We start from the raw sequence: 15,197 nt of genomic DNA, 5'->3' as shown, positions 1-15,197 counted from the left end.
TTTCCTCCTAATACCCTAAATCATCTAATAGACGTTTTAAGATACGGAAACGTTCACCAATCAGTTCGCCATCTTTTTGTAAAGTATCGTAATATAAGATGATATCTTCATCGATCTTAGGATTTTTGGTATCGACTTCTACAGTCATCCGGTTTCCTTGAAGGCCAATGATATCGATCATCGGATTTTCCGGATCGTAGAATTTTTCATAGCGATATGCATCTTGAAAATACAAGCTTCCTTGTGCTGCCAGTATCGCTAGATCCAAAATGCGCGTGATTGGAAGTTCTTCTGATTGGCGTGACCATTTTTCACCAGTATGGCGCCATACTTTTCCAGATATATCTACTTTTCCTCGATCATTCCATTGAGCCAATCCCAGCGAGAGCCCTTTTGCATCTGTATGAAGCGCATTTTTTCCGTCTACTTTATCATAATCTTCTACAACGATTACAGGTTTATGTTTTAAGTTTGTTGGTATTTCCATTGGTTAAGCACTCCTTTATTTAGTAATTTACTAAATTAGTAATTTACTAGTTTACTAAAATTTGTCTTTGATTATACGACAGGAGCAATAAAAAAGCAAAAATGAGTGTCTCGCTAGTTTATTCATCTGTATGATCATAATCGTACAAAAAAAGAAAACCAATGAACGAATCATTGGTTTTCTTTTTCTTAGTTAATCAATAGCTAAGTATTTGAGTAGGCCATGCCTCTTTACAAAACACTTACGAGATTTCAAGAGAACAGTTCTCTCTATTGAAGAATACTTTCAAGCACTAGTCTTTTCTTGCTTCTCATTTCAAATGAATAGAAATAAAGAGGAATTATTGCGCTGAGATAGCAAGTCCGATTGCTTTTTCGCCTAAATGACTGCCGATTACTGGGCCAAAATGACCGATTTCAATCTCTGCATTCGGATATTGTTTTTGTAGTTTGGCTTTTTCTTCTTTTGCTACTTCTAAATTATTTGCGTGAATGACGTATAGTTTCACAGGTGGTGCAATTTCTTCATTTCTTTGACCGATGATTTTTTCTGCGCGAGCAAAAGCTTTTTTACTTGAACGGATTTTTTCAAATAAAACGATCTTTCCTTCAGAGAAAGTCAAAATTGGTTTGATTTTTAAAAGCCCAGCAATCAAAGCCGCTCCGTTAGTCAAACGACCACCTCGGACAAGGTTGTTTAAATCGTCCACGATCAGATACGCATAGGTATTATCTCTAATACGATCTACGTGGGTAATGATTTCTTCTAAAGAATGTCCTTTACTACTCATATCTAGTGCTGCTTCAACCATATGGCCCATTGGCATACTTGTGATCTTTGAATCATACGGAACGATCGTGACACCTTCCACATCTTCTTTCAGCCCGTGCAATGTATTCACAAAGCCAGAAATACCTGATGATAGATGGATGCTTAAAATCGTATCGTATCCCTTGTTTTTCAACTCTTCGTAAAGTGCCAAAACTTCCCCAACAGCTGGCTGTGAAGTCGTTGGAAAATCTTTGCTATTTTTTAAGAGTCCATAATATTCATCCGCTTCAATATCGATTCCTTCGTTGTAGATCTTACCATCTAAAATCACTGGGATTGGGATCACGAATAAATCTGGATGATTCTTGATTCGTTCCGGCAAATATGCCGTACTATCAGTAACTACTGCAAGTTTCATTTAATTAAGTTCCTCGTTTCAAAGAATTTTACCAGTCTTCCTAACTATATCATAAGAAGACTTATATTTGAACCTTTGTAAGAAAAAGTGAAGAATCTACTTTGGATCGAGATACCAAAGCAGATCCAAGTGAAAAAACGGAATCTATCAAAACCATCATGTTTTTGAATGTTTCAGCTGATTTCTAAAAGTGATAACTTCTATTCATATCATTCATTCAAGTTTTGAGGGTGAGAAAAAAGCAACCATTACTTTCCTCTCACCCTCTCTCTTCATATTCTTTCAGAAAAGCCGTCGAATCATTTGTTAAAAAGACCACATAATCAGTTTTCTTGGTGGCGATTTTTGAAGTTGCGTACGTGTTGCAACCCGTTTCTCCCGAATTGTGCGAATAAGAACGTGATACCACCAACGATCCCGATGACCCCACAATAAACGACTGCATGTGCTTTTGAGGTCATTGAAAGTTGTGTATTCAGCATTAGGAAGACCAATGAACATACCACTAGCATGAAGAAAGTTGAACGGAATGTTTTTAAGAAATACTGACTGATTCGCACAAATGGCGCAATTCGATATTCTTTACACATGTACTGGTACCCGCGAATAAAGACAATCCCAAAAGCAATTGTATTTGAAAAGCTCATACCGTATCCGCCTAATAAAGCTAACCCGATCACTTGGAACACCAATTTCAAAATGATGGCTTCCACTGTTAAGCGAATCGCCACCAAATGATGGTTCAAGGACTGCAACATTGTCGATAAAATCGTAAATAAAGAAAAGAATAACGACGCCAACAAAGCAAATTGGAAATAGCCCACGCTGTCTGGATCATACCCGAAAAACAACGTGTATAAAGGACCTGCCAATAAGGACATGCCTGCTAACGACGGCAATAAGATCAAAACGGCAATCGAAAAGCTGTCACCGACTGTTTTTTCGATTTGTAGTCGGTCTTTTTTCTTCAAAGTACTAAGGATCGGCAGACTACTGATTGCCACGGTACCCACCATAGAGATCAATATCAGCGTCAATTTATTTGGATTGACAGATGCTCGGCTAAATAAAAACTCTAACTGCTGATCTGCAATCGCTGGTCGAAAGAAATGGAGCAATGGCTTCATCGTTACTTGATCGATCATTTGAACGATCGTGATAACTGAACCAACGAAAATAAAAGGCAACGTTTCTCGAATGATCGATACAGAAGCAGAACGATTTTCTTTCTGGAAATATCGACTTGAAATCAAGAAATCTTTCAATCTAAAGTAGTCATTTTTACGTCCTACAAAATACATATGGATGATCGCTGCGAGTCCACCAAAAAATGATGCCACAGTACTGATCAATACCGCTTCAACGATCGAACCGTCTGTTAATACGCGCAAATAATACGTACCTGCTAAAATCACTAGCACACGTACAGCTTGCTCGATGATCAAAGAGCTACCATAAGGGCGTAAGTTGTTCTTTCCTTGAAAATAACCTCGCATTGCACTAAGAATCGGGATTGCCACTAATGAAGGGCACAGGCTGCGAATCGCTAGAATCCCATTATTCACATTGGCAATCGGGCTGATTCCAGCAAGCAATGGTGCAAAAAGATACATCAATGCTGCCGAAACGATCCCAATCACGAACATGATGTTGATCGTACTGCGGAAAATCACGCCACATGCCTCTTGATCTCCTTCCTTAGTTGCAACTGCCACTTTCTTGGCAATAGCATTTGGAAAGCCGACTGTTCCTAACATCAAAAACAAACCATATGGAAGATACCCGACATTGTACAGTGTTGTTGCTAACATGCCATCTTGGTTGTTCCCCATCATACTTAACCAAGGAATCAAATAAACGACTCCTAAGACCTTACATAACAAATTGGCAAACGTTAACCAGAATGTTCCTTGCATCAATTTTTTATTCATTAAATTTTCCTCGACTATCTATAGTTAAATCAATATCTCCCCTATTATAGCAAAAAAAAGCGAGAGGACAAATCACTGCTGAAATTTTATGCGCAATGAAAATAAAAAAGCCGCTCTCTAAGTTTAGAGAAGGCGAACTTTTATAACATGGATAATAGAAATACAGAAGCTAATCCGGTTAATACTGACAAAGCCATCGAGCGTGATTTGTAGGCTACTCCTGCCACTAATACCATCGCTAGGACTTTGATATTCCATGCGATATCTAAATGCTCATGGGTAATGAACACATCTTTGAACGCTAGAGCCGCAAAAAGTGCTACCGGTACATATTTCATCCACTCGCTAAACCAAGATGGTACTTTACGGTGTGTAAAATAAAGCATCGGGAACAGCCTAGGAACATAGGCTACCACGAACAAGCTTAATACTAAAAGCAACAGATACGTCTTAGTCACGATGATTGACCTCCTGATCTGGGAAATTGAAAAGCGGTTCGTTGACATGTTTGCCACGATTCTTTAGTCTCTTTAGCTTCTTCGCTTTTTCTTTCTTAAATGCTTTTTCCAGACCAAATCCAGCTAAAGAAGCAATGATCGTCGCAGCAATCAATCCAAACGTATTTTGGAAAAGTACCATGAAGATGACACCTAAAACACCTGAAAGGACACCTGTCAAAATCAGCAGCGCATTTTTCATCTGCATCACGAACATAAAGATAAACATTGCTGTCAAAGCAAAGTGAACAAGATCTGCATCAACACGAATGACTGATCCAAAGAAGTTCCCAATCATGTTACTACCTGCCCAAGAAGCCATTGAAAACCAATTTACATATAACGCTTTTTGCTTGTTCCATGTAGGATCAGTTGAATATTTCAAATAATTGACTGCATAATTTTCATCATTTAAAGACTGTGAAAAAACAGCTAAAAAACGTTTTTTTTCTTTTTTCATAAATCCGGAAAGACTTGATCCTAACAATGTATAGCGTAATTCCAAGAAAAATACCATCAAAAGTGTGGTTGCAAAAGATGCTTGTGTTGTAAGCATCGAAGCAACTAAAAATTGCGCCCCGCCAGAAAAAACCAAAATAGACAGCAGTCCAGCTAAAATTGGATCAAAGCCAACTTTTTGTAATAGCACTCCACAAGCCAATCCAACCGGGATATAACTTAAACAAAGTGGCATTACTGCGTGCAAAGACTGAAGCCATGGCGCACTTTTCTTTTTATCCATCAAAAATGTCTCCTTCAATTACAACAAATAAACAGCGGATTCATTGTAACATAAAAAAACGAAAATGTAGCCGTTTTATCTAAAAACAAAATTATTTTTTTCTCATTTTCCGACTAATTCCTGAAATATTGCATCAAAAAACTGGGGATTTCCACATAAATAATACTGTGAAAATCCCCAAGGGTTCTTATTGAATCCGTTGATAATTTGGATCATACTTATCCGTTTCGATGTAAATATACACTTTTTTATCTACTAGAGACTGGCGGATCGATCGTTCGATCTCATTGACGATTCTGTAAGCTTCACTTTCATTTGATTCAAAAATATCGATCTTAGCGGCTACTAGTATTTCAGTTGGACCTAAGTGAACCGTTTTGACATCAATCAAATGGGATACTTCAGGTCGCTCAAAAGCTTTTTTGATTTTCAGCAAGTCACTAGCAGTGACACTTTCTCCAATGATCAAACTATAAAATTCTTTTGCCAAGAAAATGGCTGCGCCCATTAAAAGTAAGCCAATCAACATGCCACTGATTGCATCAAATTCTGCAATACCAGTAACCATCGTTAAGATCGTTCCAAGCAAAGCAAGGACTAAACCAATCACTGCACAGAAATCTTCCGTGAAAATAATCAAGATTTCACTATGACGGCTCTCCCGTAAAAATTTAAGTGTCGATAACTTTTCAGTGTTCAACTCATGGATTTCCTTCATCGCAATACGTAAAGAACTGCCCTCGATTGCCAAGCCGAAAAGTAAAATGATAATTACGATTAGTGGATTACCAACTTCATGGGAAGGATGTGTCAGTTTTTCGAAAGCTTCCATCACACCAAGCGCACCACCACCGAAGAAAAGCATCATTGCTACGATCGTACTAAAGAAGTATTTTGCTCGCCCTTCACCAAATTGATGCAGTTCGCTTTGCCCGCGACTTGCCCGTTTATCTCCAAAAAGTAATAGTATCTGGTTGCTACAATCGACAATACTATGGATACTTTCATTTAGCATTGCTGCACTTCCGCTGATCGCATAGCCGATAAATTTACTGATGGCCACTAGGATATTCGCTCCTAGTGCAGCAATCACTGAAAACATTCCGCTTTTTTTTAAATTTTCCATCGATTTTCCTTCTTTCTTCTAACAGAGGCTGGGAAAGAAGTGTTTAACTCCAATAAATAAGAAGAAATTAACGAAAATTATTTTTCAAATTTTTGTGGATTTCGGCTTATTTAAGAAGGAGTTGCTTCTGCTCCCACCGTTTATTCGTTTTTAAAGCATGAGACAAAAGTGTTTCTTACTTTTGTCCCACGCTCATTTCCTTTTCTTGTTGGTGCGACTACAAATGCTTAGATTTTTGCTAAATCAAATACGATCTGCTGATTTTTCTTTAGCACAATCTCCTTTGCACCTTTCGTTGCACTTTTTCCATCAATCGTGAATGTCCAATATTTTTGTTTCTGCTTGTCTTGTTTGTGACCGTCAATCGAGGTGATGAATCCCTGTTCTTCTTCAATAGCAAAATTTTCTTTTAAAACAGTCAAAAGGTTGTCACCCGTCTTAAAAGACACTGTTTTACTTGAGAGCTGTTTACCGTCTTCCTGGATAATGATGGTCGTTGTTTGCTGTTTTTGTTGTGTCTGTTCCGTCTTAGATTGCTGATTTTCCTCTTTGGATGAACCAACAGTTGTGCAGCCACTCATCAACAAAAGAATACAGCCGACAAGACTGAACCAATAGATTTTTTTCATTTTTTCCTCCCATTTAATCGATCAAACCGTTCGATGACGGGTAAAGCAAGTAGAAAAAATACAAGATTTCCCGTCGCATGGAACAGATCAAAACTGAGTCCTTGGATATAGTATACAAAAGGATTCGTTAACTGATAAAGTATACTATCAAAAATCGTCATGAACAAGCCAAAGAATAAACCTGCCCAAAAAAAGCAACTACCCGTCAACCATTTTTTCTCTCGGTTAAGGTGTGTTTGTACAACCCAAAAAAGAATTAAAATCAGACTAAAACTAATCCATTGTCCGATCATCCACGGGCCAATCCCAAAATAAAGATTACTTAAAAGGAGTGATAGTGTCATGACAAGCAATGCATCTCGTAGACCAAAGTACAGTACGACAAAAAGAAAAATCGCCGTCATTGGTTGGACATTGGGAATCAATTGAAAAATGATCCTGCCAACCACACATGCTGCAGATAGCAGACTCAACTGAGCTATTTTTTTGGTCGTCATTTTTTGGCAGCTCCCCTTTCGCTTATTTATACGGAACAAAAAAACATGTGACGGTCGCTAATCTGACCGTCACATGTTTCTAACTCAAGCACCTAGTTCTTGCGAACCATCAGTGGTACTAAAAATTCATAATTGATAAAGAAATCAATGACAGATCGATGGTAATCGCCAGATGAGATCGTCAATCCCGTTTGATTCTGTTCGTTCTTCGTGATCGTCAACGATTGACCTTTGTCTAACAGAACTTTGAATTTTTCCTCGGTCAATTTTTCGAAATCATACTGTGGATTCTTCATTGCAACAATGAAGATATCATCCAATACTGATTCGCTAAATTCAAATTCACTCTGTAGATTCAAGTGAAGTGGTTTAGTGTTATCAAGCAATGTTTGATTCACGATGAAGCCTAATTTTCTTGCGTGTGCTAAAAGCTGGTTCAGCTTGTGATTGAAAATCGTGATCTGTCCTGCAGAAAAGACCCGATCGACTGACCAGTAACGGATCAGTGATAATACCCGATCATCCTGAACGGTGACCTCCATCGTTTCTGGGATCACTTCTAATAAATTGATCGATTCTACTTGGTAGCGTTGATCGATTGTAGGTAGAACAAAAGAAAAGATCAAATGATTTTGCTCATCTAAACTATAATTGATGGAGAAATGTCTGGTTTCCCAACGATCGTAGGTAGTGGTCGATAACTCTAACCCAATATCATTCAGGGGTTTCAACAATTCATAAGTAAAGTACTCGATCAAGCTTGTCTTTCCAATTGGGGAAATCGGCTCATCTTTAAGTAAATAACGGTCAAAAGAATCTAGTAATCCTGAGAAATCTGCTTCAATCAGATATTTCCGTAAACGCAGATCTGCTAATTCTATCTCTGCTGTTTCAATCATATTCACAATATCCAGATGGTCTTTTTCTTTGCTATCAAGGTAAAGTTGATTTTCATCGACCACGGGTTTACGTTCTTCTACTGGCTCATTCTCTTCGATGGTATCAGTAATTGATTCTGTTTCTACCTCAGGAGCAGCTTCTACTGTTTCTTCATTTTCTTGTTCAGCCAGTCCATCTAGCGATTCGATTACTTCATTTTCTTGTTCTATTGGTCTTGTTTCATCCTTATGGCTCATTCCTCAGGCCCTCCCTCTTGAAACGTTGGTTCAGGATTTTCACTACCTAAATAAGTCATCAAAAAGTGGTGGATGGCTTGGCTGAATCCTTCTTTCCCACCAAAGAAACGCTTGATTTGTCGTTGCTCTTTTTCGACGATTGCCGCTCGAAGTTGGTCTGACTTTGCTTCTTTTAATAGTGTTTCTTTTTGTTGCTGGATTTTTTCAGGTTCTTCTATATAAGGTAGCCAGCCTAATTTTTCATTTGATAAAATTTGTTTTTGTTTCTCTAGCTCTTGGATCTCCTCTTCAATCTTTTTACGGTTCAAGAAGCCTTTATTATCATCTAAACTAGTGATTTTACGATTGATTTCTTTTAGTTCTTCATCTAGTCTTTCGATCTCCGCCTTAGCCGTGATCACCTTGGCATCCAGTTCATTGACCTGTTTGCTAAAATCATTCGGTTGTTGTGTAGCATAAAAGCCCCACTCCTCATCGATTTTTGGTAGGACAAAAATCTCTGGTAAACTTGCATCGATCCCAATCGTTGGTCTTTCATGATAATAAGAGCCAATCTTATAATAGCTCATAGTTGGGGAAATCGTTTCGACTAATTCCATAAAAGGAAATTCTTGAATAAAACGATCATGGATTTTTCGCATCAATAACTGATCGATTTCATGATTTTCATTTGAACTTTTTTTCAGTTCTTCCGTTAATTCACTATTGTATAACTGATAGATCTCTGGAATGTTTTCTTCCCTAACAGCTTTTTCAAAGGCTTGTAATGCTTCTAATAGCTGAGAAAGATTGGTGCTTGCTTTTTCTTTGATATCGTAAAAAGAAGCTCCTTCTTCATTCTGATCAATCGTTTCTTGTGGTTCTATTGGATTGGATTCCTTCATCCTACTTACCTCCTTACATTCTTAAAAAAACTCTGTATAGATACTTTAATAGTACCATTTTATAGAAAAAATTGTTACAACGGGCATCTTCTCCTATGTAAAATTCATTTTGTTTCGCTGTACGTTCAGTTCTCTTGACTTTCTGCAAGGTAAAAGTAAAACGAAAGAGCGGGAGTTGTCCCACTCTTTCGCACTAATGAAAGTTTTTATTTATTAGGCAGATCTCTGGTTGTGAAGTGGATACGCTGATTCTCATCACGAGTTAAAAGTGTTTCTTCATTCAAGTAAGAAAATTTCAATTCTTCTAAATCAGTATTTTCTAGCATTTTTTCATAACCGGTAAAAATAGAACGAATATATTGTTTATACGCGTTTTTCTTTTTCTGTCTTTTTTTCATGTGACACCTTCCTTATCACTCACTATCATACCAATGAATGTTTTACTAGACAAGCAAGTTTTTGCTAAATTAGGCATACTTTTCGCAAGTTGCCCTTTGGTAGTTGACGAAATCGAAAAAAAATGAAAAAATGCTTTAGTACTTAAGGAGGGAAACTAGTGAAAAAAATCGGTTTTGATTCAGAGAAATATATTGAAGAACAGTCTGCATATATTTTAGAACGAGTAAATCACTATGATAAATTGTATTTAGAATTTGGCGGAAAATTGGTAGATGACAAACATGCCAAACGTGTATTGCCGGGCTTTGAGGAAGATGCAAAAATCAAACTGTTACAAAAATTGAAAGATCAAGCAGAAATTTTGATCTGCGTATACGCAGGAGATATCGAACGCAACAAGATCCGTGGAGATTATGGTATCACTTACGATATGGATATCTTGCGATTGATCGATGAACTCCGTGGCTACGGCTTATCCATCAACAGCGTCGTGATCACTCGTTATAATGGTCAACCAGCAACAAAAGTATTTATCAATAAACTTGAAAGACGGAACATCAAAGTCTATAAACACGCTGAAATCGAGGATTATCCAGTGAATGTGGAAAAAATCGTTTCAGAAGACGGCTTTGGGAAAAATGACTATATTGAAACGACGAAACCAATCGTTGTCGTTACCGCCCCTGGTCCCGGTAGCGGAAAATTAGCAACTTGTTTGAATCAGTTATATCATGAAAGTCAAAAAGGCCATGCCGCCGGGTACTCAAAATTTGAAACCTTCCCTGTATGGAATGTTCCATTGAAGCATCCATTGAATATCGCCTATGAAGCAGCAACCGTCGATTTAAAAGACGTTAACATGATCGACTCTTTCCATTTTGATGCGTATAACAAAATAGCCGTCAACTACAATCGGGATATTGAAACTTTCCCTGTGATCAAACGAATCATTGAAAAAATCACAGGCAAAGAATCTGTTTACTTATCGCCAACAGATATGGGTGTGAACCGTGTTGGTTTCGGTATCGTAGATGATGCGGTAGTCCAAGAAGCATCGAAACAAGAAATCATCCGTCGTTACTTCCAAACAGAATGTGATTTCAAAAAGGGCTTGATCGATGAAGAAGCAGTCAATCGAATCAAATTGATCATGGAAGAAGTTGGCTTGCGTGCTGAAGATCGTAAAGTGGTGCTGCCCGCACACGATTACGCCAAAACGATCCAAAGCCCTACGAAAGACCCGGTAGCCGTCATTGCGATCCAATTGCCGAATGAAGTAATCATTACCGGACGCACCAGCTCATTGATGGATGCTTCGGCTGCGGTCATCTTGAATGCAGTGAAACATTTGGCACATATCGCTGCTGATATTCCGTTGCTTTCACCACTTGTTTTGGAAACGATCCAAGGAATGAAATCAACTGCGCTTCATTCTTCTGTGGATACCCTAAGTTTGAATGAAGTATTGATTGCTCTATCCATCAGCGCTGTAACAAATCCAATCGCACAAGTTGCCTATGAAAAACTTGCAGAACTAGATGGCGCTCAAGCCCATTCAACAGTGATGGTCAATAAAAATGATGAACAAACATTAAAACAATTAGGAATCGATATCACTAGCGCACCACTCTTCCCTTCTGAAAATCTATACTATCAATAATCCGAGTCCAAGGACTGGAATCCACAAAAAAACTCTTAAAAGTTTCGAACATGTTGCTCATAAAGCACATGTTCGAAAAATCTTTTAGGAGTTTTTATTTTGTATATGCCCTGATTTTCTCATGTATACGTTTCACTCTAAAAAACAGATGAAAATTGAACAGAAAAATTAGTAATTTAAGCGTAAAACAGGTAAAATTAAACGGAATTTTGATTAGGAGTGATTTTTTGAGTCATATTTTAGGAATTATCGGTTTGATTTTTATTTTTGGGATTGCCTTCTTGATTAGTACGGACAAAAGAGCAATCAAAATGAAACCATCGTTGGTGATGTTCGTCTTACAATTGGTATTCGGTTTCGTATTATTGAGAACCACGTTCGGTACGACGGTTGTTTCGTTACTGGCAAAACTATTTGAACAGCTATTAGCCTTTGCAGGTGAAGGGGTAAACTTCGTCTTTGCAGGGGTAGCAAATAAAGGGAGTGCACCATTCTTCTTAACTGTTTTGATGCCGATCGTGTTTATTTCTGCGATCATTGGAATCTTACGTTATATCAAGATCCTCCCCCTATTTATGAAAGGCGTTGGGTTAGGTCTAAGTAAAATCAACGGCATGGGCAAACTTGAATCATACAATGGCGTCGCCTCTGCCATCTTAGGACAATCTGAAGTCTTTATTTCCATCAAAAAAGAATTACCATTTTTATCTGAAAAGCGTTTGTTCACCATGAGTGTTTCTGCGATGTCCACTGTTTCCATGTCCATCGTTGGTTCATATATGGCACTGATCAACTCAAAGTATGTGATTACTGCTCTTGTGTTGAATTTATTTGGTGGGTATATTCTGGCATCAATTGTCAATCCTTACCAGTTGGATGAAAAAGAAGATGAGCTGATCATCGAAGAAGACAAAGAACAAACCTTCTTCCAAATGTTGGGTGAATATATTCTGGATGGTTTCCATGTAGCAATCACCGTTGCGGCGATGCTGATCGGTTTTGTGGCATTGATTGCCATGATCAACGCGATTTTTAGTGGGATATTCGGGGTGACTTTCCAAGAAATACTTGGTTATATCTTTGCCCCATTCGCATTCATCAGTGGCATACCTTGGAACGAAGCCGTTGATGCTGGAAGTCTGATGGCAACTAAATTAGTAACGAATGAATTCGTTGCGATGACTGAATTAGCAAAAGGCAACTTCCAGTTCACTGAACGGACTACAGCAATCATTTCTGTATTCCTAGTTTCCTTTGCCAACTTCTCTTCTATTGGGATCATTTCTGGTGCTATGAAAGGATTAAATGAAGAAAAAGGAAATCTAGTTGCTAAACATGGACTGAAAATTCTATTAACAGCAACTCTAGTCAGCTTTTTAAGTGCTATCGTCACAGGTCTATTAGTATAATAAGCAACCATTCAATTGCATTTTCTGAAAATACGCACTGTCGATTTTTAGAAATGCAATTTTTGTTAAGGAGTATCAATCATTACAAGGATTATCTACAAGCGTGAGGAGAGTAGAAAGATGAATAAATGTTATGTTTTTATCGGTCCTTCAGGTTCAGGAAAAACTTCGATCGCCGAAAAACTTTTTCGGCAAGACCAAAAAATCATCACCTATACCACTCGGCGTCCACGGACTGGGGAACAAGATCAAAAAGATTATTATTTTGTTTCTCCAGAAGAATTCAATCAGATGATCAATGATCGTGCATTTGTTGAATGGGATGAGTACGCTGGAAACAAATATGGATCTAGCAAAGAAGAAATCACACAAAAGCTGGCACAGGATGATTGCTACACGATTTTGACAGCACCAGGTTTTTGGGCAGTTCATGCTGTTTTTGGCGACAAGGTCCAACCGGTCTTCGTTATGATCTCTCACACTAAATTGGAAGAACGCTTGCGAAGTCGCGGCGACTCCGACACACAGATAAACCAACGACTTGCGTTATTCCAAAAAGATCTGGAAGAATTGACCGCGTTACAAAAACTGCCACAATTGATCCGCTTGACGAATGATGGGAACCTTTCAGATGCAGTCACCCAATTTTATGCACAACTCAAATAGCATCAGTTTCATGAAGCAAAAAAGTTCCTGTCACAATTATCGAAAAAACCATGCAAATAGCCTAAACAAAAAAGATGCCTTACTAGCAACTGTTTTTGTTTAGGCTATTTTCCTAGCGATTATTTTTTACTTTTCCTCAATGATGGAATAAAGTGCTTCTACCCTCTTGTCATTCCTAAAGAAAGAATCAGGACGATCCAATAATTGACTGATCAATTCTAAATGATGCAACAACGTCCATTTTTTTAGTACACCTAGCCCTGGAAACTTCTGTTGATGGTAAATCATCAATAACTCCAAGAGTCCTTCTGTAATCACTAGCTGATTATGATTTCTCATGACCCATCTTTCTAGTTTTTCCGCCGCTTCAAAAAATTTCAACGCTTGGTCTTTTGCAGATTCATTGGTATCAGAAACAAAGTGTTTCACCCGTAAATTTCCATAGGCATCGATATACGTCACATGTAAAGCTAAAGCTCGGCTGGGAAACCCTTTGTCAAAGTAGTGACTCCCTTCGATGGTAAAATCAGAGAAGCCAATATAGCCATCTTCTCGAAAAAAGAGATAATCATCGCTAAAGAAATCATCTATTTTTTCACCATAGGCTTCTACATGTTTCCTTGTTTTAAACGATTCTTTGATCACGATTTTATTTTCAGGCAGCCAAATACGAATACGGCTATTATCTGGAATCAGAAACTGAGCATGTGTGTTCGCTAGAGCTTTCCAAATTTGTGTCTCCCGTGGTTGGTGTTGTCCATCAAAGATAATCATATCAGGTGGATGATCGATGAGCCGTTCGTAGTTTTCTGGTGTAATGATCGATGCATTACGTAATGAACTATCTTCGAGAACCTCCCATGTATGCAGATGTTGGTCAAATAGTTTGAATTGTCCTACTTGCGGGTTATCGATGATCGTCAAAGGATGCTTTTTTTTCTGGAATAATTCAACGACTCCTTTTAATGTAGCCGAATCACGAACCGGTTCGATGATCGGTTCTATCCTCTTCGAAAGAAGCCCTCGATTCACACTTTCTTTGAGCGCCAGTAGATCGAATTGTTTCCCTCTTAAGTAGGGATAATACATGATTTATCACTCCAATGGTTCCGTCGGTAAACGTTTGACTTGTTTTTGTTGACGTAGATATTCATAGTCTTGTTGTAAAGCATAAACTTCTTCTTTCAAATCTTGGATCGCTTGATTTTCCGTTTCTTCAATAAAACGTTCATAATACCGTTCTTTAGCAAAAGGATTTTGACTATCAGAGCGCTTTTTCAATTCTTTATATAATTGATCCGTTGGAAAATACTTCACGCCGCGTTCCATTTGTTTCGCTTTTCTTACTTCTCGGAATAATGAAGCCATGAAACGATTCGTCAATGCCTCCTCTGCCACACCCAGCTCTCTTTTTCTTGCTTTTTTTGCAATAAAAAAAGTCCCTGAAGCAGGCATTTCTTCCTCTAACGCATAGGGACGATAGACTAACACCCCGATGTCTGTGGGGATTTCATCTTTGACGTCTTCGTAAAGCGTGCTTGGTAACACAAAATAATTATAGTGGCCTACAAAAGATAATTTTGCCATTGAACGGAAATCAGCCTTCGTTACTTTTAATTCATAACAACGCCATTCTCTACTGCCATCGAATTTTGTCAGACAACTTAACGTATCTACGATTCCTTGATCTTCTGGCATGGTTACCTCTTCTACGACGATCCCACCTTGTTCGATACAATATTGATAAAGAGAAGATTCCATTTCGATTGTCAAAGGAGTTTTCAAGACCCCCACCTCCGAACATATTTTCGCTTTTTTTATTGTACCTTAAATCCAAGAAAAAATCTATCTGGATATAAATAGTAAAAAAGACGGGAACAAAGTGCCTCAAGCAGTGACTTTTGTTCCCGTCCTTCAATCGATTTTACTTAGAGTTGTAGTGCTA

The 15,197-nt window shown here is 38.1% G+C and carries 16 protein-coding genes; 3 read left to right on the top strand and 13 right to left on the bottom strand.

What is annotated here, in order from left to right; all coding sequences use genetic code 11:
- Nucleotides 1–7 precede the first annotated feature (7 nt).
- The 11 genes from FGQ66_RS05770 to FGQ66_RS05720 form a co-directional block, all read right to left on the bottom strand.
- A complete protein-coding gene (locus FGQ66_RS05770) occupies nt 8–487 on the bottom strand; it encodes a DUF6530 family protein (protein WP_005877670.1) in 480 nt (159 codons plus the stop codon).
- A 340-nt stretch (nt 488–827) separates the two neighbouring features.
- Nucleotides 828–1,676: a DegV family protein gene (locus FGQ66_RS05765; RefSeq protein WP_113845604.1), complete on the bottom strand. Its 849-nt coding sequence runs from the start codon at nt 1,674–1,676 to the stop codon at nt 828–830.
- A 323-nt stretch (nt 1,677–1,999) separates the two neighbouring features.
- Nucleotides 2,000–3,607, bottom strand: coding sequence for a polysaccharide biosynthesis protein (locus FGQ66_RS05760; protein ID WP_081133607.1), 1,608 nt, complete (start codon nt 3,605–3,607; stop codon nt 2,000–2,002).
- Nucleotides 3,608–3,747: 140 nt separating this feature from the next.
- Nucleotides 3,748–4,065 carry an AzlD domain-containing protein gene (locus FGQ66_RS05755; RefSeq protein WP_005877655.1) on the bottom strand — a complete coding sequence of 106 codons (318 nt, stop codon included), beginning with the start codon at nt 4,063–4,065 and terminating at the stop codon, nt 3,748–3,750.
- Nucleotides 4,058–4,846, bottom strand: coding sequence for an AzlC family ABC transporter permease (locus FGQ66_RS05750; protein WP_081133608.1), 789 nt, complete (start codon nt 4,844–4,846; stop codon nt 4,058–4,060). The genes FGQ66_RS05755 and FGQ66_RS05750 overlap by 8 nt, the downstream gene beginning before the upstream one ends.
- A 187-nt stretch (nt 4,847–5,033) precedes the next feature.
- Complete coding sequence (locus tag FGQ66_RS05745; RefSeq protein ID WP_138301983.1) at nt 5,034–5,972, bottom strand: cation diffusion facilitator family transporter; 939 nt, start codon at nt 5,970–5,972, stop codon at nt 5,034–5,036.
- A gap of 227 nt (nt 5,973–6,199) precedes the next feature.
- Nucleotides 6,200–6,601, bottom strand: a complete 402-nt coding sequence (locus tag FGQ66_RS05740) for a DUF4430 domain-containing protein (RefSeq protein ID WP_113845606.1) — start codon at nt 6,599–6,601, stop codon at nt 6,200–6,202.
- Nucleotides 6,598–7,098, bottom strand: a complete 501-nt coding sequence (locus FGQ66_RS05735; protein ID WP_138301982.1) for an ECF transporter S component — start codon at nt 7,096–7,098, stop codon at nt 6,598–6,600. Before FGQ66_RS05735 ends, FGQ66_RS05740 begins: the two co-directional genes overlap by 4 nt.
- 92 nt (nt 7,099–7,190) lie before the next feature.
- The gene (locus tag FGQ66_RS05730; RefSeq protein ID WP_138301981.1) at nt 7,191–8,234 is read right to left on the bottom strand and encodes a hypothetical protein; all 1,044 of its coding nucleotides are present in this window, start codon (nt 8,232–8,234) and stop codon (nt 7,191–7,193) included.
- A complete protein-coding gene (locus FGQ66_RS05725; RefSeq protein ID WP_005877641.1) occupies nt 8,231–9,118 on the bottom strand; it encodes a V-type ATP synthase subunit I domain-containing protein in 888 nt (295 codons plus the stop codon). The genes FGQ66_RS05730 and FGQ66_RS05725 overlap by 4 nt, the downstream gene beginning before the upstream one ends.
- A gap of 206 nt (nt 9,119–9,324) precedes the next feature.
- On the bottom strand, nt 9,325–9,516 hold the full coding sequence (locus FGQ66_RS05720; protein ID WP_005877639.1) for a hypothetical protein: 192 nt from the start codon (nt 9,514–9,516) through the stop codon (nt 9,325–9,327).
- Between the two features lie 158 nt (nt 9,517–9,674).
- On the opposite strand from FGQ66_RS05720, the gene FGQ66_RS05715 reads away from it, so the two are divergent.
- From FGQ66_RS05715 to FGQ66_RS05705, 3 genes are all read left to right on the top strand, one after another.
- Nucleotides 9,675–11,177, top strand: a complete 1,503-nt coding sequence (locus FGQ66_RS05715) for a DUF1846 domain-containing protein (RefSeq protein ID WP_138301980.1) — start codon at nt 9,675–9,677, stop codon at nt 11,175–11,177.
- Between the two features lie 227 nt (nt 11,178–11,404).
- Nucleotides 11,405–12,586 carry a NupC/NupG family nucleoside CNT transporter gene (locus FGQ66_RS05710; protein ID WP_138301979.1) on the top strand — a complete coding sequence of 394 codons (1,182 nt, stop codon included), beginning with the start codon at nt 11,405–11,407 and terminating at the stop codon, nt 12,584–12,586.
- Nucleotides 12,587–12,706: 120 nt separating this feature from the next.
- Nucleotides 12,707–13,252 carry a guanylate kinase gene (locus tag FGQ66_RS05705; protein WP_138301978.1) on the top strand — a complete coding sequence of 182 codons (546 nt, stop codon included), beginning with the start codon at nt 12,707–12,709 and terminating at the stop codon, nt 13,250–13,252.
- A 126-nt stretch (nt 13,253–13,378) separates the two neighbouring features.
- Here FGQ66_RS05705 and FGQ66_RS05700 read toward each other — a convergent pair whose 3' ends face one another.
- On the bottom strand, nt 13,379–14,341 hold the full coding sequence (locus FGQ66_RS05700; protein ID WP_138301977.1) for a sce7725 family protein: 963 nt from the start codon (nt 14,339–14,341) through the stop codon (nt 13,379–13,381).
- A gap of 6 nt (nt 14,342–14,347) precedes the next feature.
- Nucleotides 14,348–15,037, bottom strand: a complete 690-nt coding sequence (locus FGQ66_RS05695) for a hypothetical protein (RefSeq protein ID WP_138301976.1) — start codon at nt 15,035–15,037, stop codon at nt 14,348–14,350.
- Nucleotides 15,038–15,197 lie beyond the last annotated feature (160 nt).

Source organism: Enterococcus sp. BSD2780061688st2 D3, from assembly GCF_005844145.1.
Classification (GTDB): domain Bacteria; phylum Bacillota; class Bacilli; order Lactobacillales; family Enterococcaceae; genus Enterococcus_B; species Enterococcus_B durans.
The sequence above is the reverse complement of the archived record's forward strand: the minus strand, read 5'-3'. Positions and strand labels throughout refer to the sequence as shown.